Raw genomic sequence first — 19,424 nt, 5'->3', positions numbered from 1 at the left:
GCGTGCCGACAGCGTCTCGGCGCGCCCGGGTGATGGGTCGACGGACCGAGGTGGCACGATGGCTCGATGCCCGACACCGTCGCCATCACCGAGCTGCACCCCGAGCTGACCGAGATCGCCGACGGGCTCGAGTTCCCCGAGGGCCCGATCGCGATGGCGGACGGCTCGGTGATCCTCGTCGAGATGTTCGGGCCGCGGATCACCCGCGTCCACCCCGACGGCACGACCGACACGGTCGCCGAGATCGAGGGCGGGCCGAACGGGGCCGCGATCGGACCCGATGGGGCGATCTACCTGTGCAACAACGGAGGGTGCTTCCGCCCCGCCCACCACGAGGGCCTCACCTTCCCCGGGGCGTTCGACCCGGACCACTACATCGGTGGCCGGATCCAGCGCGTGGATCCCGCCGACGGCACCGTGACCGACCTCTACACCGAGTGCGACGGCCGACCGCTGCGCGCCCCGAACGACATCGTGATGGACGGCCACGGGGGGTTCTGGTTCACCGACCACGGGATCCGCGACTGGGGGTCGCGCACGGCCGACCTGTCGTCGATCCACCACGCCCGCATCGACGGTTCGGCGATCACCGAGCACGTGTTCCCCACCGATGCGCCCAACGGGATCGGGCTCTCACCCGACGGGACGACGCTCTACTGGGCCGAGACCCACACCGGGCGCGTGATGCGCCGCACGATCACGGAGCCGGGCGTGCTCGCGCCGACCGTCCCGTTCGACACGTCGGTGCTGCTGTGCGGGCTGCCCGGGCGCGTGCTGCTCGACTCGCTCGCGGTCGACGGCGACGGGTGGGTCTGCGTGGCCGCCCTGATCGACGGCGGGGTGCTGGCCATCTCGCCGGACGGCTCCCAGGTCGAGCACCACGCCACCGGGGACGTGATCACGACGAACGTCTGCTTCGGCGGAGACGACATGTCGACCGCGTACGTCACGTTGTCGTCGACCGGCCGTCTCGTGTCGTTCCCCTGGCCCCGACCGGGTCTGCGCCTCGCCCACCAGTGACGCGGGGGTCGCCCCGCCGGTCGATCGTGCCCGCCGGCGACGCAGACGGGGTCCGGGTTCGATGCAGGGGGGCGGCCACGAGCGGTAGCGTGCTCGTGTGCAGCGCTTCTACGTCGAGACGCTCGGCTGCCCGAAGAACGACGTCGATTCCGACAAGCTCGTCGGCGCGCTCGTCGCCGACGGGATGGAGGCCACCGACGACGCATCGGCGGCCGACCTCGTCGTGGTCAACACGTGCGCCTTCATCGACTCGGCACGGCGTGAGTCCGTCGACGCGATCCTCGCGCTCGACGACCGCCGCCGATCCGGCAGCCGGTTGGTCGTCACCGGGTGCATGGCCGAGCGCTACGGCGACGAGCTCGCCGAGGCGCTCCCCGAGGTCGACCAGGTCGCCGGGTTCGGCCAGGCGTTCGTCGTCGCCCCCGCCCGGCGCGACGGCACCGAGCGCCCCGCGGCTCCGAGCACGCCCGGTCGCACCCTGATCCCGGTCACCTCGGTCCCGCTGCCCGAGTTCGACCTGCTCAACCTGCCCCGACCACGCTCGGCGGTGCCGTGGGCCTACGTGAAGATCGCCGAGGGGTGCGACCGCTCGTGCGGGTTCTGCGCGATCCCGAGCTTCCGTGGTCCCCAGCGCAGCCGGGACGTCGCGGCGATCCTCACCGAGGTGGAGGAGACGGGCGCACGCGAGATCGTCCTCGTCGCCCAGGACCTCGCCTCCTACGGCAAGGACCGCCCCGACGAGCTCGGAGCCGGTTCGATCGTGCCCCTGGTCGACGCCGTCGCCGACGCCGTCGACCGCGTCCGGCTGCTGTACCTCTACCCCAGCGACCTGTCCGACGCGCTGATCGACTCGATCTGCGCGACGGGGGTGCCGTACTTCGACCTCTCCCTGCAGCACGTGTCGAAGCCGCTGCTGCGCCGGATGCGGCGCTGGGGCGACGGCGAGCGCTTCGCCCGGCGCATCGACGACATCCGCCGGCGCGAGCCCGCGGCCGCGTTCCGCAGCAACTTCATCGTCGGGTACCCGGGAGAGACGGAGGAGGACCACGACCAGCTCCTCGCGTTCGTCGAGCGTGCCCAGCTCGACTGGTGCGGGTTCTTCGCGTACTCCGACGAGGACGGCACCCACGCGGCCGGCCTCGACTCCCACGTCGCCGACGGCCTGGTGCGCGAGCGGCTCGCGGAGCTGCGCGAGCTGCAGGACGAGATCACCGCCGAGCGCCGCGACGCGCTGATCGGCGAGACGGTCGAGGTGCTCGTCGACACCGTCGGCGTCGGGCGCAGCCACCGCGAGGCCCCCGAGATCGACGGGATCGTCCACCTTCCCCACGACCTCGAGGCCGGCGAGATCGCGTCGGTCGAGGTGGTCGACGCCCTCGGCCCCGATCTGGTGGCCGCCGGGGTCGGCCCCGAGTCGCTCGACGACGACGTCGCCACCGGGGCGGCGGTCGGCTGATGGGCGGGCGCTGATGGTCGAGTCGGTGAACAGCTGGGCGAACGCGATCACCGCGCTGCGCCTCCTCGTGTCGCCCGTCGTCTTCCTCGCGATCCCCGAGGACGGCACCGGTTCGTGGTGGTCGTTCGCTCTGTGGTTCCTGCTCTGCTCGAGCGACATGGTCGACGGCTGGATCGCCCGTCGGCGCGGCCCGACCGCCGTCGGCGCGTTCCTCGACCCGTTGGCGGACAAGGTGCTCGTGCTCGGCGCGATGTTCACCCTCGTCGCCCACGACGTGTTCTGGTTCGTCCCCGTCGTGCTCATCGCGGGCCGCGAGATGTTGATCAGCGCGTACCGGATCGTCAAGAGCGGGCGTGGCGTGAGCGTCCCGGCCAGCAAGCTCGGCAAGTACAAGACGGTGGTGCAGCAGTTCGCCGTTGCCTTCGCCCTCCTCCCGCTCACCGCGACCGCCGCGACGTGGACGTGGGGTGTCCTGCTGTGGGTCGCCGTCGTCCTGACCGTCGTCAGCGGGACCCAGTACCTGCTCCGCTCCGCCCGCCCCGTCCCCGTCGACATCGTCGACGCCGGACGGATGGGGTCGACCACGACCTCGACGTGAACGTCGCCGTCCTCGCCGTGGGGACCGAGCTCCTGCTCGGTCAGATCATCGACTCGAACTCGGCGTGGATGGGCGAGGAGCTCGCCGGCGCCGGCATCGACTCCCTGGTCCAGGTCAAGGTCGGCGACAACGTGGGTCGCATCGAGGTCCAGCTCCGGCGGCTCCTCGACGACGCCGACGCCGTGATCGTCTGCGGCGGGCTGGGGCCGACCCACGACGACCTGACGCGCGACGCGATCGCGGCCGTCGCGGGCACCGAGCTCGAGCTCGACGAGTCGATCGTCGAGGTGATCCGCGCGATGTTCGAGTCGCGCGGTCGAACCATGCCCGAGAGCAACGTGCGCCAGGCGATGGTCCCGCGTGGAGCGACCGTCATCGCGCAGACCCGGGGGACCGCGCCCGGGTTGATCTGCCCGATCGAGGTGGGCGGGATCGACAAGGTCGTCTACGCCGTGCCCGGCGTCCCCCACGAGATGCGCGACATGGTCACCCGGGTGATCGTCCCCGACCTCGTGGCGCGCAGCGGCTCGCACGACGTCATCCAGAGCCGGGTGCTGCGGACGTGGGGCGAGTCCGAGAGCGGGCTGAACGAGCGCCTCGACCCGATCATCGCCGAGCTCGAATCGCCCGAAACCCCCACCCTCGCGTTCCTCGCGTCGGGCTGGGAGGGACTCAAGGTCCGCCTGACGGCCAAGGCGGCGAGCGCCGAGGTGTGCTCGGCCCGGCTGGACCACTGGGAGCAGCGGATCCGCGACGAACTCGGCGACCTCGTGTTCGGCGTCGGCGAGGCGACGATGGAGTCGGTCGTGCTCGAGGAGCTGCGGGGACGTGGATCGACCCTGGCGGTCGCCGAATCGGTCACCGGGGGCCTCGTCGGCGCACGGCTCACCGCGATCCCCGGTGCCAGCGACGTCGTGCTCGGTTCGATCGTCAGCTACTCGTCCGACGTCAAGAGGCGTCTCCTGGGCGTCGGGCCGGGCGAGGTGGTGTCCGAGAGCGCGGCGCGGGAGATGGCCCACGGCGCGCGCGACCTGCTCGGCGCCGACGTCGGGCTCTCGCTCACCGGCGTGGCCGGGCCCGACGAGCAGGACGACCAGCCCGTCGGCACTCTGCTCGTCGGCATCGTCGGGCCCGGCTTCGACGAGGTCCGGCGGGTGTCGCTGCCGGGCACGCGCGAGCAGATGCGCCAGTTCTCGGTGATCACCGCGCTCGGGCTCCTGCGCACCGCCCTGGGCTCCGCCCCGCGGGGGTGAGCCCGACGCCGCCGGAGCCGTCGCTAGCTTCGTGACGTGGCAGGGCGAGCGAACGCGGCGGTTCCCGACGTCTCGCGCGGTCGGCAGCGCAACGCGCTGATCGGCCTCGCCGTCGCCTCGGCCCTCGTGCTGGCGATCGGCGTCGTCGCCTCCCTCCTCGCCGGCGCGGGCGGGCGCTCGCGCAGCGCCGTCGAGCCCGCGGTGGCCTCGACGGCGCCGGCGGCGGCGACGAGCACGTCGACGACGAGCTCGACGACCACGACCACGTCGACGACCACGACGACGCCGCCCCGCGAGGCGGTGGCCGATGCCGGACCCGACCTCGCCGTCGGCGCGGGTCGACTCGTCACCCTGCGGGCGAGCGCCGTGACCGACGGGGTCGCCGACTCCGACGTGGTGTGGCGCCAGGTCGCGGGGCCGGACGTGACGTCGGGCCTCGGTGCGCTGACGGGGCGTGCCGTGACGTTCGGGGCGCCCGGCGACGTGGTCACCCTCGTGTTCGAGATGACCGTGGCGCCGGTCGCGCCGAACCCGGGCGGCGGGACGGACGGCTCCGGGACGGACGGTGCACCGCAGGGGACGGCGGGTGCCGGGGTGGTGGCGAGCGACGAGGTGGTCGTGCGGGTCTTCGAGGACCCCGAGCGCTCCGTGTTCGTCGACGGCGAGATCGGAGACGACGCCGATCCGGGGACGATGGACGCGCCGCTGCGCACGATCGCCGCCGCAGCGTCGATCGGCGGCGGCGTCGATGTCTACGTCCGCAGCGTCGGGGTGTACCGCGAGCCGGACACCATCTCGCTCGGTTCGGGGACAAGCCTCTACGGCGGGTTCGACGGCGAGTGGCGGCGCGACCGGTCGAGGCGAGCGGTGATCGAGTCGGCGGCGCGCGGGATCGTGCTGTCGGGCAACGGCGATCGCCGCATCGCGTCGATCGAGCTGACGGCCGCCGACGCCACCGATGGCACCCGCTCGGTGGCGGTGCGGATCGCGAGCGCACGCACCGTGCGGATCGAGGACAGCCGGCTGGCGTCGGGGGCCGCCGGGTCGGGGGCGCAGAGCGTCGGGGTCCTGGTGACCGACACCGACTCGGTCGTCGTCGAGCGCACCACGGTCAACGCCGGCGACGGCGGCGACGCGGTCACGACGCCGAGCACGGGCGCGGACGACGACGGTGCACCGGGGCCGGGGGCGTCCGGGGCTGATGCCGTCGGGGACCGGGGTGCCGATGGGGGGAGCGGGGACGCCGATCGCCGCGGCGGCGCCGGAGGAGCGGGGGGCACCTCGGAGGGGTCCGTGGTGGGGCGAGGAACGGCGGGCGAGGGGCCCGGAGGCGGAGCGCCGGGCACGAGCGGCGATCCCGACGCCGGCCCGGGCGCAGGCGGCGACGGCGGGGCGGGAGGAACGGGCGGCGACGGCGGCCCCGGTTTCGAGTCGCTCCCCGATGACGAGGTGCGGGCCTCGAGCGGCCCGGTCACGCCGCTCGGCCCGTCGGGCTCGCCGGGATCGGCCGGCGAGGCGGGCTCCGGCGGCGGCGGCGGGGGCGGCGGCGCCGGTGTCCCTCCGACGACCGCTGCAGCTCCCGGCCCGGGCTCCACGACCGCCCCCGCCACCTCGTCGACGGCGAGACCGCGACCGACCACCCGGCCGCGCCCGTCGACCACGACGACCACGACGACGACCACGACGGTCCGGCCACGCCCGGGCGGCGGCGGCGGCGGCGGCGGGGGTGCCGGCGGGGCCGGGGGAGCGGCCGCGCCGGGAGGGGACGGAGGCGCCGGTTCGCTGGGGATCTGGGCCGTGGACGTCGACCGGGTCGTGGTCACCTCGTCGCTGATCGCGGGTGGGCGCGGCGGCGACGGCGCGCCGGGAGCGGAGGCGGGCGAGGGCGCGGACGGCGGGCGCGGGGGGAGCGCCGCAGGGCCCGTCGGCTCCCGATCGGGATCGGGTGGCGGTGGCGGCGGGGGCGGGGCCGGCGGTTCGGGCGGCGGCGGAGGTGGAGGAGCGGGAGGGCCCTCGTTCGGGTTGCTCACCTCGCGCGTCGCCGAGGTGGAGATCGCGTCCAGCACCGTGCGCGGGGGAGCGGGCGGGCTCGGTGCCGACGGTGGCACGGGGGGTCGCTCGGGGTCCGACGGCGGGGCCGGATCGGATCGCACGGGAGGCGCGCCGGGTTCGTCGACCGCGGCGCAGCCCGCCGACGACGGCGCCGGCGCGGCGGGCGGAGCGTCGTTCGGCTGGTTCGACCAGGACGGGGCGGTGCAGACCCTCGTCGACGCCGACTTGGTCGCCGGAACGGGCGGACGCGGCGGTTCCGGCTCGCCGGCCGGGCCGACCGGCGCCCGATCCGACGTGCGGGTGTGACGGTAGATTCGCGACGTTGCCCTCGTAGCTCAGCTGGATAGAGCACGTCACTTCTAATGACACGGTCGCAGGTTCGAACCCTGCCGAGGGTGCCAGGCCAGCTGGATCTCGACGTCCGCTCCTCATGACACGGTCGCAGGTTCGAACCCTGCCGAGGGTGCCAGGCCAGCTGGATCTCGACGTCCGCTCCTCATGGCACGGTCGCAGGTTCGAACCCTGCCGAGGGTGCCAGGCCAGCTGGATCTCGACGTCCGCTCCTCATGGCACGGTCGCAGGTTCGAACCCTGCCGAGGGTGCCAGGCCAGCTGGATCTCGACGTCCGCTTCTCATGGCACGGTCGCAGGTTCGAACCCTGCCGAGGGTGCCGGACCGAGTTGCGGCGGCGGGCGGGCGCGACGGCGGGCGCCGATAGTGTGGCCCTCCCCGACTGCCCCAGAGGCGAGGTACTGCGTGAGATTCAAGAAGGGCGAGACCGTCATCTACCCCCAGCACGGCGCGTGCGTCGTGCAGGGCACGAAGAAGATGGAGTTCTTCGGCGAGAAGCAGGAGTACCTGATTCTCAAGACCGTCATCAACGAGATGACGCTCAAGGTCCCGATCGAGAAGACCGACGACGTCGGCGTCCGCCCGCCGGTCTCCGCGGACGAGCTCGAAGACCTCGTGTCGGTGCTCGCGAAGCCCGATCCACGGGTGCCGTCCAACTGGAGCCGGCGGTTCAAGAACCACCAGGAGAAGCTGAAGAGCGGCGACGTGTACCAGGTCGCGGAGGTCGTCCGGAACCTCGCCGCGCGCAACCGCGAAGCCTCGCTGTCCGCGGCCGAGCGCACGATGTACGAGCGGGCGCGGGTGAACCTGATCTCGGAGATCAGCCCGGCGCTCAAGGTGTCGGCGGAGGACGCGGAGCTGTACCTCGACGACGCGCTCGCCAAGGGCGTCCTGAAGGACGGCGACGACGACGACGCCGACGCCAAGCCGGCGTCGAAGTCGAAGAAGAAGAAGAAGTAGTCGGTCCCGTTCCGCTCGTCGGCGACGGCGAGGCGGCCCGGACCGCTCAGCCGCCGAGCTCGATGCCGGAGCCGACCCACCCCAGCGTGAACCGCACGGTCACCGGAAGGTGGTCCGACACCCGGGCGGCCGCGTCCCCGCCGGCGGGGACCGTCACCGCGACCGACGTCGCCTCCACGGGCACCAGCACGTGGTCGAGCACCTGCGTCGGGTCGTCGCTCGGGTTCGTCGGAGCCGGAACGAGGTGCTCGACCCCGGGCAGGCGCCCCACGATCTCGGGATCGTGAGCGTCGTTGAGGTCACCGGCGACGATGGCCGGGGGCGACGGGGGGTGCGATGCGACGATGCGCGCGACGCGATCCGCCTCGCGTCGTCGTGCGTCGCCGTCGTGCGGCGACAGGTGCAGTCCGTAGACCCGGTAGCCGGAGGCGTCGCCCCGCTCGACCGTCGCCCAGACCGCGATCCGTCGCCGGTACGTGCGCCACGACGTGGCGTCGCTCACGACCGCGCTGCCGACGTCGAGCAGGCGGTGGGGGGTGAGGATCGAGGCGCCTTCCGTCCGCGAGGCCAGGAAGGGGTGGAACGGGTTGTGCTTGGGCGCCCACGTCGACGACATCGAGAGCGCGCGCGCCAGCTCCTCGTCCTGCGAGCGGCGGACCTCCTGCAGCACGACGACGTCGGGGCTCTCGCGGGTCACGGTCCGGGCGACCTCGGCGATGTCGGTGCGCTCGGATCCCTGGAGGTTCCACGTCGTGACGGTCCACTCCACCCCCCGGGTCTGCACCGTTCCAGTCTCGCAGCGATCCGCGTGTCAGACTCCCGCCATGAGCCACCCCGCCATGAGCCGTGACGACCTCGCGCAGATCGCGTTCCTCGGGATGGGGGTGATGGGGGCGCCGATGGCGCGCCACGTCGCTCGGGCCGGCAACGACGTGCGCGTGTACAACCGCACGGCCGCCAAGTCGCTGGCGTGGGTCGCGCTGAACGGCCACGAGGCGTCCCCGACCCCGGCCGAGGCCGCGGAGGACGCCGACGTGGTGATGATGTGCGTCGGCGACGACGACGACGTCCGCGAGGTCGTGCTCGGCGACCACGGTTGCCTCGCCACGATGCGCGAGGGCTCGGTCCTGGTCGATCACACGACCGCCTCGGCCGGTCTGGCGCGCGAGCTGGCCGGCGAGTGCGCCGAGCGCGGCGTCGGCTTCGTCGACGCACCGGTGTCGGGCGGCCAGTCGGGAGCGGAGGAGGGCCGCCTGACCGCGATGTGCGGCAGCGACGACGAGGACGTCTTCGAGCGCGTCGCACCGCTCATCTCGACCTTCGCGCCGACGTGCGTGCGCATGGGCGATGCCGGAGCCGGTCAGCTCACGAAGATGGTCAACCAGATCTGCGTGGCAGGCCTCGTGCAGGCCCTCGCGGAAGGGGTGAACTTCGCCCAGCGGGCGGGCCTCGACGTCGATCAGGTGGTCGAGGTGATCGGGCAGGGGGCAGCTCAGAGCTGGCAGATGGACAACCGGGCGCGCACGATGGCCGAGGGGAGCTTCGACTTCGGCTTCGCGGTCGACTGGATGCGCAAGGACCTGGCCATCGTGCTCGAGGAGGCGGGGCGCAACGGGTCGCGGCTGCCGGTGACCGCGCTCGTCGATCAGTTCTACGCCCAGGTCCAGCAGCGCGGCGGCGAACGCTGGGACACCAGCGCGCTGGTCGACGTCCTGACGAACCCGTGAGCCGACGAAGCGGTGGTGCGCCGCTAGCGTCGCCCCGATGACGAAGCCCGAGGTGACCATCCCCGACGAGAACCCGCCGACCGACCTGGTGATCGAGGACCTCACCGTCGGCGAGGGAGGCGAGGCCGCCGCCGGCAGCGGCGTCACCGTCCACTACGTCGGCGTCTCGTGGTCGACCGGTGAGCAGTTCGACGCCTCGTGGGACCGGATGGACCCGTTCCGGTTCGGCCTCGGCGCCGGCCAGGTCATCGCCGGGTGGGACCAGGGCGTCCAGGGGATGCGCGTCGGCGGGCGTCGCCGCCTGACGATCCCGCCCGAGATGGGCTACGGAGCGGCGGGCGCGGGCGGGGTCATCGGGCCGAACGAGACGCTGGTCTTCGTGGTCGACCTGCTCGACGTCGACTGATCTCCGTGCGCCGTCGGGCGCACCGCCGGCTCAGAACACCGTGTAGCCGCCGTCGACGCAGATCTCCTGGCCGGTGTGGAAGGTCTGCGACGGGTCGGCCAGGAAGGCTCCGACGGCACGGAACTCCGCCGGGTCGGCCCACCGGCGCACCGGGGTCCGCTTGACGGTGGCGTCGCGGAACCGGTCGTTCGCGTACCCGCCCGCCGCCAGATCGGTGATCGTCCACCCGGGCAGGATCGAGTTGACCCGGATGCGGTGACGGGCCAGGGCGACCGCCAGCGCCCGCACGAGGCCGTTCAGCCCGGTCTTCGCGGCGCCGTAGGCCTCGTTGCCGGCGGCGCCGTGCACCGCCGAGGTCGACGACACGGCGACGAGGCTGCCACCGTCGCCCTGCTCGACGAGCACCTTGGCCGCCTCGCGCAGCGTCAGGAACACGCCGTCGAGGTTGACCGCCATCACCGCGCGCCACTCCTCGAGCGTCAGGTCGACGAACGGGGTGCCCGTCCCGCCCCGACCCGCGTTGGCGAACAGCCCGTCGATGCGCCCGTGCTCGGCCACGGTGCTCGCCATGGCCTCGACGACCTGGTCCTCGTCGGCGACGTCGCACACCCTGGCGCTGATCGTCGCCTCCGAGCCCTGGTCGGTCGCGATCCGACGGAGGGCGTCCACCGCCGCCGCGCTCTTCTCGGCGTCGCGCGCCCACAGGCTGAGCGAACCGCCCGCCTCGGCGATCCCCTCCGCCATCCCCCGCCCGATGCCTCCGTTGCCGCCGGTGACCACGAACGTGCGTCCCCGCAGGTCGACGACCCCGCTGGTGATCTCCGATGGTCGTCCCTCTGCTGAGCTCATCCGCCGAGTCTGGCGCAGCGGTCCGGTCCGCCCCGACTCCGCCGCACCGTCGCCGCGTCGGTGAGCTGGTCGGCGGCGGCGACGGGTCCACCGGGGGATCGCGGCCCCGATCGTCCACACTGGTCGTCATGATCGATCAGATCGAGATCACCGGCTTGCGCGCCGTCACCATCGTGGGGGCGCTGCCCCACGAGCGCGAGGTCCCCCAGCCCCTGCGGATCGATCTCGTCGTCGACGTCGACCTGCGCGACGCCGGGCGCTCCGACGAGCTCGGCGACACCGTCCACTACGGTCTCGTCGCCGATCGGGTCGTCGCGATCGTCGAGGAGTCGAAGGACGTCCTGCTCGAGCGCCTCGTCGCGCGGATCGCCGACGAGGTCCTCCGCTTCGATCGCGTCGACGCCGTCGAGGTCACCCTCACGAAGCTGAGGCCGCCGCTCGCGGTGGACGCCCAGACCACGGCGGTGCGGATCCGTCGCGCCCGGGCCGAGCTCGAGATCCCGACGACCACGACGCACCGCGCCCACCTCGCGCTCGGCTCCAACCTCGGAGATCGCTCAGCCCACCTGCGGCGCGCGATCGAGCTGCTGGGCAGGGTGCCGCGGCGCTCGCAGGTGTACGAGACCGACCCGGTCGGCGGTCCCGACGGGCAGGGGCCCTACCTGAACATGGTCGTCGAGGTCGAGACGTCGCTGGACCCGTTCGCGCTGCTGCGCCGCTGCCAGCGCATCGAGGCGGCTGCGATGCGCCAGCGCACGGTTCGGTGGGGAGCGCGGACGCTCGACGTCGACATCGTGCTGTTCGACGACGTCGTGATCGACAGCGAGGAGCTGACGATCCCCCACCCGCGCTTCGCCGAGCGGCGCTTCGTCCTGGCTCCGCTGGCCGAGATCGCGCCCGACCGCTGCCCGCCGGGGTGGGAGGACGACCTCCCCGCGTCGGGCGTCCGCTCGATCGGGCCCCTCCCCGGCGCGTGAGCGGGATCCGGACCTTCGCCGCCGGTGCCGCACCAGGCCGATCGCGGGCGCGGCGCTCGGTGTCGGTGTGCATCCCGTGCCGCGACGAGGCGGCGACCATCGGCGAGATCGTCTCGGCGGTGCGCACCGAGCTGATGGGCTCGCGCGCTGCCGACGACGGGCTGGTCGCCGAGCTGATCGTGCTCGACGACCGCAGCACCGACGCGACCGCCCGCGTGGCGGCCGACGCCGGCGCCCGCGTGGTGCCCATCGAGGAGGTGCACTCGGTCCACGGCGTCGGTCGCGGGAAGGGCAACGCGCTGTGGGCGACGCTGGTCGCCAGCGTCGGCGACGTGGTGGTCTGGTGCGACGGCGACCTCACCGGGTTCCAGGCGAGCTGGGTCGTCGACCTGGCGACCCCGCTCCTCGAGCACGACGACGTCGCGCTGGTCAAGGCGATGTACCGCCGACCGGCCGACGAGGGCGGTGGGGGGCGCACCACCGAGCTGGTCGCCCGCCCGCTCCTGTCGCGCTTCTTCCCCGAGCTGGCCGCGGTCGCGCAACCCCTCGCGGGCGAGTACGCGGTGCGCCGCGACGTGGTCGAGCGCCTCGAGCTCGAGCAGGGGTGGGGCGTCGAGATCGCGCTGCTGATCGACATCGCCCGGGAGCGGGGCGTGGGCGCGATCGGGCAGATCGACCTCGGGGTCCGGCACCACCGCCACCGCGATCTGCGGACGCTGTCCGTGCAGGCGGCGGAGGTGGCGGCGGCGGTGCTCGAGCGCGCCGGCGTCGCCGGGGGCGGTGCCGGCGATGGCGCCCTGCTGCGAGCCGACGGGTCGCGGGTGCCGCTCAACCGGGCCACCCGCCCCCCGATCGCGGCGCGGGGACGGGTGGCCTCGTGACGCTCCTGCTCGTGGTCCGCCACGGCGAGTCGACCTGGAACGCCGCGCGCCGGTGGCAGGGTCGCGCCGACCCCCCGCTGAGCGACCGGGGCGTGGACCAGGCACGCCGCGCCGTCGGCCCGGCCCGACGGGCCGGGCCGTTCGATGTCGTCGCGACGTCGTCGCTCGAGCGCGCCCGGCGCACGGGGGAGATCCTCGCCGCGGGACTCGGCGTCGAGCTCCTCGCGCCCGTGGATGAGCTGAGCGAGCGCGACGCGGGGGAGTGGCAGGGCCTGACCCGGGACGAGATCGAGCAGCGCGACCCCGGCCACCTCGGGGCGGGGAAGCGACCCCCGGGCTACGAGGACGACGGATCGGTCGTGGCACGTGCGACGGCGGCGCTGGTGGCGCTCGCCGACCGCGGGGCGAGCACGCTCGTCGTCGCCCACGGGGGGGTCGTCCACGCGCTCGAGAGCGCCCACGAGGCCGGAGTCGGGTGGCGTCGGCTCGACAACCTCGCCGGACGCCGCTTCGAGGTCGGCGCGGACGTCGCGGTGCCGGTGGGCGAGCGCATCTCCCTGATCGGCGACGGGGGGCCGCCGGCCCCGCCGACCGAGGCCGGCTACGTCTGATCGCCCGCGGGCGGTCGGACCCCGCGCTCGGCCTGGACGCGCCGGATCTTCGCCGGGTGGTGCGCCCGACCGAACTCCGGGCGCTGGTCGACGACGATCTCGAGCAGCTCGTCGTGCTGCGCGGTCTCCTTCCACGGGAGGGCGATGTAGATCGGGAGCCCGAACTCGCGCAGCTCGTCCAGGTTCGAGTACACCCGCTTCTGGTACTCGAAGCGGCGCTCCCACGGCCAACCGGGCGGGGCGAACCCGGTGCCGGGATCGAGCACGCAGCGAGCGCGCGCGCCGTACCGGTCGGCCTGCGCCAGGCGCGCCTCGAAGTACTCGCTCATCGCCCGGAGCGGGTCGCGGGTCACCAGCGCCATCTCGCGCGGGTTCGGGCCCGAGAGGAACGGGACCACGATCGGAACGTCGAACTCGGCGGCGACCTCCCACATCTCGTCGTGCTGCATCCCGTCGGCGGCGTTGATCACCGTGGCGCCCGCGTCGAGCGCCCGGCGCACGACCTGCGGTCGCCAGGAGTCGATCGAGAGCTCGACGCCGAGCGTGGCGAGCGCGGGGACGAGGTCGGCGAGGCGCTCCCACTCGACCGCTGGATCGACCACCTCGGCGACGTCGGTGGACCCCTGTCCGCCGAGGTCGATCGCGTCCGCTCCGTCCGCGAGCAGCGAGCGCGCCCGGGCCACGGCGGCGTCGACGGTCGTCGCGATCGAGGCGGTCGACAGCGAGTCGGGGCTGGCGTTGACGACGCCGTACAGGAACACGGCCCGCGACGCTACCCACCGACCGACCGACCGGCTGGTCACGGCGAGCGCGTTGGCACCGGTGTCCCGGGCGCGCCAAGCTGGGCGGATGACGATCTACGACTCGGACCACGAGCTGTTCCGCGACAGCTTCCGCTCGTTCGTCGAGGCGGAGATGTCGCCCCACGTCGAGCGCTGGGAGCGGGACGGGATCATGGACCGCTCGGTGTACGTCGCGGCCGGCGAGCACGGGTTCCTCGGGATGGCGATCCCCGAGGAGTTCGGAGGCGGCGGGAGTCGCGACTTCCGGTTCAACGCCGTGCTCAACGAGGAGATCGCCCGCGCCGGGATCGGCGGCGGCGGGATGGGGATGATGCTGCACAACGACATCACGACCCCGTACTTCATCGAGTACTGCACCGACGAGCAGCGGGAGCGCTGGCTGCCGGGGATCGCATCGGGTGAGCTGATCACCGCGATCGCGATGACCGAGCCGGGCACCGGATCCGACCTCCAGGCCATCGCGACCACGGCGAGGGCCGACGGCGACGAGTGGGTCGTCAACGGGGCGAAGACGTTCATCACCAACGGGATCAACTCCGACCTCGTCATCGTCGCGTGCCGGACCGGCGACGCCGACGACGGCGCCGGGGCGATGTCGCTGCTCGTCGTCGAGCGTGGGATGGACGGCTTCGAGCGGGGTCGCAACCTCGACAAGATCGGCCAGCACTCCGCCGACACCGCCGAGCTGTTCTTCGACGACGTGCGCGTCCCCGCGAGCAACGTCCTGGGCGAGGTCGGGAGGGGCTTCGAGTACCTCACCTCCAACCTCGCCCAGGAGCGACTGTCGCTCGGGCTGTTCGGGGTCGCCGTCGCGCGCGCCGCGATCGACTGGACCGTCGAGTACGTCAAGGAGCGCACGGCGTTCGGCAAGCCGCTCGCGTCGTTCCAGAACACCAAGTTCGAGCTGGCCGACGTGGCCACCGAGGTCGACGTCACCCAGCCGTTCATCGACCGGTGCGTGATGCGCCTGAACGCGGGCGAGCTCTCGGCGGCCGACGCGGCGAAGGCCAAGCTGTGGGGGAGCGAGCTGCAGCTGCGCGTGACGGACCGGTGCCTCCAGCTCTTCGGGGGGTACGGCTACACCACGGAGTACCCGATCGGTCCGGCCTACGCGGATGCCCGCGTGTGCAAGATCTACGGCGGGACGTCGGAGATCATGAAGACGATCATCTCCAAGGAGGTCCTCGGCTGAGAGCCGTGACGGGCCGAGGAGCCGTCGTCGGGTGATCGCAGTCGGGCTCGGGTGGTCGCAGGCGGGCTCGGGTGGTCAGGTGAGCTCCACCCGCGCCCGGAGGTTCTCGAGCGCGATCGGCAGCGACCGGGCGGCTCGTCGCCAGGCGCGGTCCGTCAGCCACCCGAACCCGGCGCGCCCCTCCACCCCCTGGCGGTAGGTGACGCGGCACCCGTCTCCGACGGGCTCCAGGCGCACCGACTCGCCGAGCGCGGCGAGGATCGGGACGGGGGAGCGCACGACGGAGAACGCGAAGTGCTCGTCGACGTCGACGGCGGTGAACTCCTCGTCGAGGGTGATCCCCGACACCGTCACCCGTCGCCCGCCGCCGACGGAGGTGTCGCGGTGGGGCTCGACGGCTCCGAGGTCGGTGAACCACTCGGGCCACGACCGGTGGTCGACGACGTGCGCCCAGACGTCGGACGGCGGTGCGTCGATCACGACCGAGTGCTCGACGAGGGTCGGTGCCGAGTCGATCCAGTCCGGCCGTACGAGTCGGTGGTGGGGCATCGACCCACGCTAGGTCGTCCGCCTCGCCCGACGGCGAGGCAGCTCCCTACGTTCCGGGTGTGCCCGACGAGCTGCCGCTGCCCAACACCTCCCACGACCTCGACGGCGAGGTGGCGCTCGTCACCGGCGCCACGTCCGGTCTCGGCCACCGCTTCGCGCGGGTGCTGGCGGCGAGCGGGGCGAAGGTGATCGCCACGGGGCGGCGCCGCGAGCGACTCGACGATCTCGTCGCGACGATCGAGGCCGACGGCGGGGCCGCGGTCGGCGTCGAGATGGACATGACGGACACCGCGAGCATCCTCGGCGGGCTCGACCAGGCCGAGGCGGCGTTCGGGACGGTGACCATCCTGGTGAACAACGCGGGCATCCCCGACGCGCAACGGGCGCACAAGATGTCGGTCGAGCTCATCGACCGGGTGTTCGACACGAACCTGCGCGGTCCGTTCGTGCTGTCGTGCGAGGTGGCGCGGCGGCTGATCGAGGCGAAGCGACCGGGCCGGCAGGTGAACATCGCGAGCATCTCGGCGACCCAGTACGACGGCCACGGGGCGGCGCTCTACTCGGTGACCAAGGCGGGGATCGCCCGGATGAGCGAGGTGCTCGCCGTCGAGTGGTCGCGGTTCCACATCAACGTCAACGGCATCGCACCGGGCGCGTTCCACTCCGAGATGATGGACGGGATGATGGAGCGGATGGGTGACTTCACCGACTCCATGCCGCGCAAGCGGCTCGGTGACCCAGCTCAGCTCGACTCCACGCTGCTCTACCTGTGCTCTCCGGCGTCGGACGCCGTCACGGGCACCGTGATCAAGGTGGACGACGGCCAGAGCGCTCGCTGAACCGCTGGTCGCCGCCGTGCGCGAGGATCGTGAGATGAGCGACGACGGACCGATCCACGGCTGCCTGCAGCGGTGGCACCAGCACCTGCGCGGCGAGCTCGACGGCGGCCTGGACGCGATCCTGCACCCCGACGTCACCTTCCTCTCGCCGATCGTGTTCACCCCCCAGGAGGGGCGTGAGATCACCAAGCTGTACCTCACCGCCGCCGGGGGGACGCTGGGCGGCGACGACGGCGACGGGTCCTCGGGCGACGGATCCGATGCGGGCTCCGGAGCGTTCCGGTACATCAAGGAGATCGCGCAGGGCCACCATGCGATGCTCGAGTTCGAGACAAGCATCGACGGCAAGTACGTCAACGGCGTCGACATCCTGACCTGCGACGACGACGGGGCGATCACCGAGATGAAGGTGATGATCCGACCGCTGCAGGCGATCGACCTCGTGCACGGCCAGATGAAGGCGATGCTCGAGCGCCTCTCGGGCTGAGCGAGGCCGATCCGAGACCTGGGCGCCTCGGTCTCCGACGACGCGTCGGTCCCGACCCCGGACTACGCCTCGGCCTCGTCGAGGGTCTCGAACGGGTAGGCGCCCTGGACGTTGACCACGGCACCGATCCTGCCCGAGTCGTTGGTCGGTCCCGCTGCGTCGGCGAGGCCGAGCCAGGCGACCAGGGCGTCCTGGTTCTCCGGTCGCATCCGCACGCACCCCTTGCTCTGCGGGGTGGTCGGCACGTTGTTCGCTCCGTGGATCGCCTGTCCGCGGTCGAAGTAGAGCGGCTTGTACATGTTGCCGTTCAGCGGGTTGTCCGCCGGCACCGGGTAGTCGGAGCTGTCGTGCCACCCGTCGTTGTCGAGCGCGGGGTCGTAGCGGAACGCCCGTGACCTGTCCTGGTCGCGCGTGCGGAACTCCTGCTCGCCGGTGGACACCGGGAACACGAAGTCGAGCTGCGTCGGCCCGCTGCCGGCGAACATGATCTGGCAGGTCCGGTCGATCAGCATCCACCGGGGCTCGGTGATCGCCGAGACGAAGGGCACCTGGATCGCGTCCGCCTCCATCATCGCCGCCTCCTCGTCGCTCCCCGGCTCCATGTCGGTGAGCGTGACCGGGAGGCGCAGACCGACGCGGGCCGCGCACAGGCGCTGGCGCGTGACCGGGCCGGAGATCCCGTCGACGAGGAGCTCGCGCATGCCGTACCCGTCGAACAGCTCGTTCAGCTTCTCCTGCTGCGCGCGGATCGCGATCTTGGTCTCCTCGGCCACGATCGCCGGGTTGCGCTCGGTGCGCTCGACGCCGGTGACGTCGTCGAGGCCGTTGTCGACGCAGATGTCGAGCATCTGTCCGGGGTAGATGACGTCGCTGTCGAGCCCGTTCTCGCCGATCAGGGTCGACACCGACAACGTGTCGTCCTCGAAGCCGTCGACGATCACGCCGAGCGAGTCGCCGGCCTCGACCTCGATGACGCAGTCGGGGGCGAACACCTCCGGTTCGGGGGCCGTCGTGGTCGTGGTGGTCGCCTCCGTCGTCGACGTCGCGGCCGCTTCGGTCGTGGTCGTCTCGGCGGTCGTCTCCGGATCCGTGTCGGTCCGCGTCGTCGGATCGGGAGCGGCCGTCCCGGCGTCGGGCGTCTCGTCGCCCGTGCTCGCGGTGTCCGCGGTGGTGTCGTCCGCCTCCGCGGCCACGGGATCCGCCGTCGCGGTGACGGGATCGGTGGCGACGGGCGAGCCGTCCACCCCGGGGATCGGGACCGCCCCGCCGGAGCTCTGCGTCGTCTGGCTGCAGGCGGCGAGGGCGGTCAGCGATGCGAGCAGCGCGCAGAGGGTCCGCCGAGAGGTCACCCTTCGACCGTAGCGACCGCGGCGGCGAAGCGAGCGTCGGGTCCGGGGGTGTTTTCCCCTTCCGTCACCGCCCGACATCGGCACCGCACGGCACCTGCATCGCCCGCACGGGGCAGCCGTGGTCGTGGTGCTCGGTCGCGGTGAGCGGTCGGGTGGGCGCCGGCCACGTGAGCGAACGGGTCGGCGTGGCTACGGTGGCGCGCATGAGCGACGAGGCACGACCGTACGGCGGCGGAACCAGCGACCCCGCTCTGAAGCGGGTGCGGATCCGCCACTTCCAGCGGGCCAAGGAGCGGGGGATCAAGATCACCGGCCTCACCAGCTACGACTTCCTGTCCGCGTCGATCTTCGACGAGGCCGGCATCGACTTCCTCCTCGTCGGCGACTCGGCGGGCAACACGGTGTTCGGCTACGACACGACGTTGCCGGTCACCGTGGACGAGCTGATCCCGCTCGTGGCGGCGGTGGTGCGCGGGGCCAGCCGGGCGCTGGTCGTCGCCGACATGCCCTTCGGCTCCTACGAGAACGGACCCGACGAGGCGCTGCGCACGGCGCTGCGGTTCATGAAGGAGACCGGCGCGCACGCGGTCAAGTGCGAGGGCGGGGTGCGCAGCGCGAAGCAGATCCGACGCGTCGTGCGCGCCGGGATCCCGGTGATGGCCCACATCGGTTTCACCCCCCAGTCCGAGCACGGCCTCGGTGGCCACATCATCCAGGGCCGTGGCGAGGGGGCGGAGCAGCTCGTGGCGGATGCCCGGGCGGTGGAGGAGGCCGGCGCGTTCGCCGTCGTGCTCGAGATGGTCCCCTCCGCGATCGCCGGCGAGATCACCGAGATGCTGACGATCCCGACGATCTCCGTCGGCGCCGGCCCCGCCTGCGACGGCCAGCTCCTCGTCTGGTCCGACTGGGCCGGCTTCACCCGCGGGAGGATCCCGCGCTTCGTCCAGCAGTACGCGCAGATCGGCGACACCCTGCTCGAGGCGGCGAAGGCGTTCCGCGACGACGTCGACCACGGCGTCTACCCCGCCCCCGAGCACGAGTACGGCGAGTAGCCGAGGCGGCCG

At 72.8% G+C, this 19,424-nt stretch carries 20 protein-coding genes and 1 tRNA gene; 16 read left to right on the top strand and 5 right to left on the bottom strand.

The window, feature by feature from the left end:
• Positions 1–66: 66 nt before the first annotated feature.
• From ACOOHC_RS11980 to ACOOHC_RS11950, 7 genes are all read left to right on the top strand, one after another.
• On the top strand, positions 67–1,020 hold the full coding sequence (locus ACOOHC_RS11980) for an SMP-30/gluconolactonase/LRE family protein (RefSeq protein ID WP_420450636.1): 954 nt from the start codon (positions 67–69) through the stop codon (positions 1,018–1,020).
• 97 nt (positions 1,021–1,117) lie between these two features.
• Entirely contained in the window at positions 1,118–2,476 is a 1,359-nt protein-coding gene (gene rimO / locus ACOOHC_RS11975) for a 30S ribosomal protein S12 methylthiotransferase RimO (RefSeq protein WP_420450635.1), read from the top strand.
• Between the two features lie 25 nt (positions 2,477–2,501).
• On the top strand, positions 2,502–3,074 hold the full coding sequence (gene pgsA, locus ACOOHC_RS11970) for a CDP-diacylglycerol--glycerol-3-phosphate 3-phosphatidyltransferase (protein ID WP_420450634.1): 573 nt from the start codon (positions 2,502–2,504) through the stop codon (positions 3,072–3,074).
• Positions 3,071–4,327, top strand: a complete 1,257-nt coding sequence (locus ACOOHC_RS11965) for a competence/damage-inducible protein A (protein ID WP_420450633.1) — start codon at positions 3,071–3,073, stop codon at positions 4,325–4,327. Before pgsA ends, ACOOHC_RS11965 begins: the two co-directional genes overlap by 4 nt.
• Positions 4,328–4,363: 36 nt before the next feature.
• Entirely contained in the window at positions 4,364–6,685 is a 2,322-nt protein-coding gene (locus ACOOHC_RS11960) for a hypothetical protein (RefSeq protein ID WP_420450632.1), read from the top strand.
• An 18-nt stretch (positions 6,686–6,703) separates the two neighbouring features.
• A tRNA-Arg gene (locus ACOOHC_RS11955) sits at positions 6,704–6,780 on the top strand.
• A gap of 355 nt (positions 6,781–7,135) precedes the next feature.
• Positions 7,136–7,690: a CarD family transcriptional regulator gene (locus ACOOHC_RS11950; RefSeq protein WP_420450631.1), complete on the top strand. Its 555-nt coding sequence runs from the start codon at positions 7,136–7,138 to the stop codon at positions 7,688–7,690.
• 46 nt (positions 7,691–7,736) lie between these two features.
• On the opposite strand, the gene ACOOHC_RS11945 is transcribed toward ACOOHC_RS11950, so the two are convergent.
• Complete coding sequence (locus ACOOHC_RS11945; RefSeq protein WP_420450630.1) at positions 7,737–8,474, bottom strand: endonuclease/exonuclease/phosphatase family protein; 738 nt, start codon at positions 8,472–8,474, stop codon at positions 7,737–7,739.
• Positions 8,475–8,514: 40 nt separating this feature from the next.
• Between ACOOHC_RS11945 and ACOOHC_RS11940 the strand changes: the two genes are divergently transcribed.
• Positions 8,515–9,417, top strand: a complete 903-nt coding sequence (locus ACOOHC_RS11940) for an NAD(P)-dependent oxidoreductase (RefSeq protein ID WP_420450629.1) — start codon at positions 8,515–8,517, stop codon at positions 9,415–9,417.
• A 37-nt stretch (positions 9,418–9,454) separates the two neighbouring features.
• A complete protein-coding gene (locus ACOOHC_RS11935; RefSeq protein ID WP_420450628.1) occupies positions 9,455–9,823 on the top strand; it encodes an FKBP-type peptidyl-prolyl cis-trans isomerase in 369 nt (122 codons plus the stop codon).
• A gap of 30 nt (positions 9,824–9,853) precedes the next feature.
• Here the strand turns inward: ACOOHC_RS11935 and ACOOHC_RS11930 are convergent, their stop codons facing one another.
• On the bottom strand, positions 9,854–10,672 hold the full coding sequence (locus tag ACOOHC_RS11930; protein ID WP_420450627.1) for an SDR family NAD(P)-dependent oxidoreductase: 819 nt from the start codon (positions 10,670–10,672) through the stop codon (positions 9,854–9,856).
• Between the two features lie 128 nt (positions 10,673–10,800).
• Here ACOOHC_RS11930 and folK point away from each other — a divergent pair, with 128 nt between their 5' ends.
• From folK to ACOOHC_RS11915, 3 genes are read left to right on the top strand one after another with little or no spacing between them, the layout of a single operon-like run.
• Entirely contained in the window at positions 10,801–11,649 is an 849-nt protein-coding gene (gene folK, locus ACOOHC_RS11925) for a 2-amino-4-hydroxy-6-hydroxymethyldihydropteridine diphosphokinase (protein ID WP_420450626.1), read from the top strand.
• Complete coding sequence (locus ACOOHC_RS11920) at positions 11,646–12,530, top strand: glucosyl-3-phosphoglycerate synthase (protein WP_420450625.1); 885 nt, start codon at positions 11,646–11,648, stop codon at positions 12,528–12,530. Before folK ends, ACOOHC_RS11920 begins: the two co-directional genes overlap by 4 nt.
• Positions 12,527–13,141: a histidine phosphatase family protein gene (locus tag ACOOHC_RS11915; RefSeq protein ID WP_420450624.1), complete on the top strand. Its 615-nt coding sequence runs from the start codon at positions 12,527–12,529 to the stop codon at positions 13,139–13,141. The genes ACOOHC_RS11920 and ACOOHC_RS11915 overlap by 4 nt, the downstream gene beginning before the upstream one ends.
• Here the strand turns inward: ACOOHC_RS11915 and ACOOHC_RS11910 are convergent.
• A complete protein-coding gene (locus ACOOHC_RS11910) occupies positions 13,132–13,902 on the bottom strand; it encodes a dihydropteroate synthase (RefSeq protein ID WP_420450623.1) in 771 nt (256 codons plus the stop codon). The genes ACOOHC_RS11915 and ACOOHC_RS11910 overlap by 10 nt on opposite strands.
• A gap of 88 nt (positions 13,903–13,990) precedes the next feature.
• Between ACOOHC_RS11910 and ACOOHC_RS11905 the strand changes: the two genes are divergently transcribed.
• The gene (locus ACOOHC_RS11905) at positions 13,991–15,136 is read left to right on the top strand and encodes an acyl-CoA dehydrogenase family protein (RefSeq protein ID WP_420450622.1); all 1,146 of its coding nucleotides are present in this window, start codon (positions 13,991–13,993) and stop codon (positions 15,134–15,136) included.
• 75 nt (positions 15,137–15,211) lie between these two features.
• On the opposite strand, the gene ACOOHC_RS11900 is transcribed toward ACOOHC_RS11905, so the two are convergent.
• Entirely contained in the window at positions 15,212–15,685 is a 474-nt protein-coding gene (locus ACOOHC_RS11900; RefSeq protein ID WP_420450621.1) for an SRPBCC family protein, read from the bottom strand.
• Positions 15,686–15,744: 59 nt separating this feature from the next.
• Between ACOOHC_RS11900 and ACOOHC_RS11895 the strand changes: the two genes are divergently transcribed.
• Together ACOOHC_RS11895 and ACOOHC_RS11890 are read left to right on the top strand one after the other, a co-directional pair.
• A complete protein-coding gene (locus ACOOHC_RS11895; RefSeq protein ID WP_420450620.1) occupies positions 15,745–16,524 on the top strand; it encodes an SDR family NAD(P)-dependent oxidoreductase in 780 nt (259 codons plus the stop codon).
• A 34-nt stretch (positions 16,525–16,558) separates the two neighbouring features.
• Positions 16,559–17,011, top strand: coding sequence for a nuclear transport factor 2 family protein (locus tag ACOOHC_RS11890; RefSeq protein ID WP_420450619.1), 453 nt, complete (start codon positions 16,559–16,561; stop codon positions 17,009–17,011).
• A 62-nt stretch (positions 17,012–17,073) separates the two neighbouring features.
• On the opposite strand, the gene ACOOHC_RS11885 is transcribed toward ACOOHC_RS11890, so the two are convergent.
• Positions 17,074–18,360 (bottom strand): L,D-transpeptidase family protein, encoded by a 1,287-nt coding sequence (locus tag ACOOHC_RS11885; protein WP_420450618.1) that lies wholly within the window; start codon positions 18,358–18,360, stop codon positions 17,074–17,076.
• Between the two features lie 203 nt (positions 18,361–18,563).
• Between ACOOHC_RS11885 and panB the strand changes: the two genes are divergently transcribed.
• Positions 18,564–19,412 (top strand): 3-methyl-2-oxobutanoate hydroxymethyltransferase, encoded by an 849-nt coding sequence (gene panB / locus ACOOHC_RS11880; RefSeq protein ID WP_420450617.1) that lies wholly within the window; start codon positions 18,564–18,566, stop codon positions 19,410–19,412.
• Positions 19,413–19,424: the final 12 nt, after the last annotated feature.

The organism is Ilumatobacter sp. (genome assembly GCF_965215205.1).
GTDB lineage: Bacteria > Actinomycetota > Acidimicrobiia > Acidimicrobiales > Ilumatobacteraceae > Ilumatobacter_A.
Note: the sequence above shows the minus strand (reverse complement) of the source record. Positions and strands in the feature narration are given on the sequence as shown.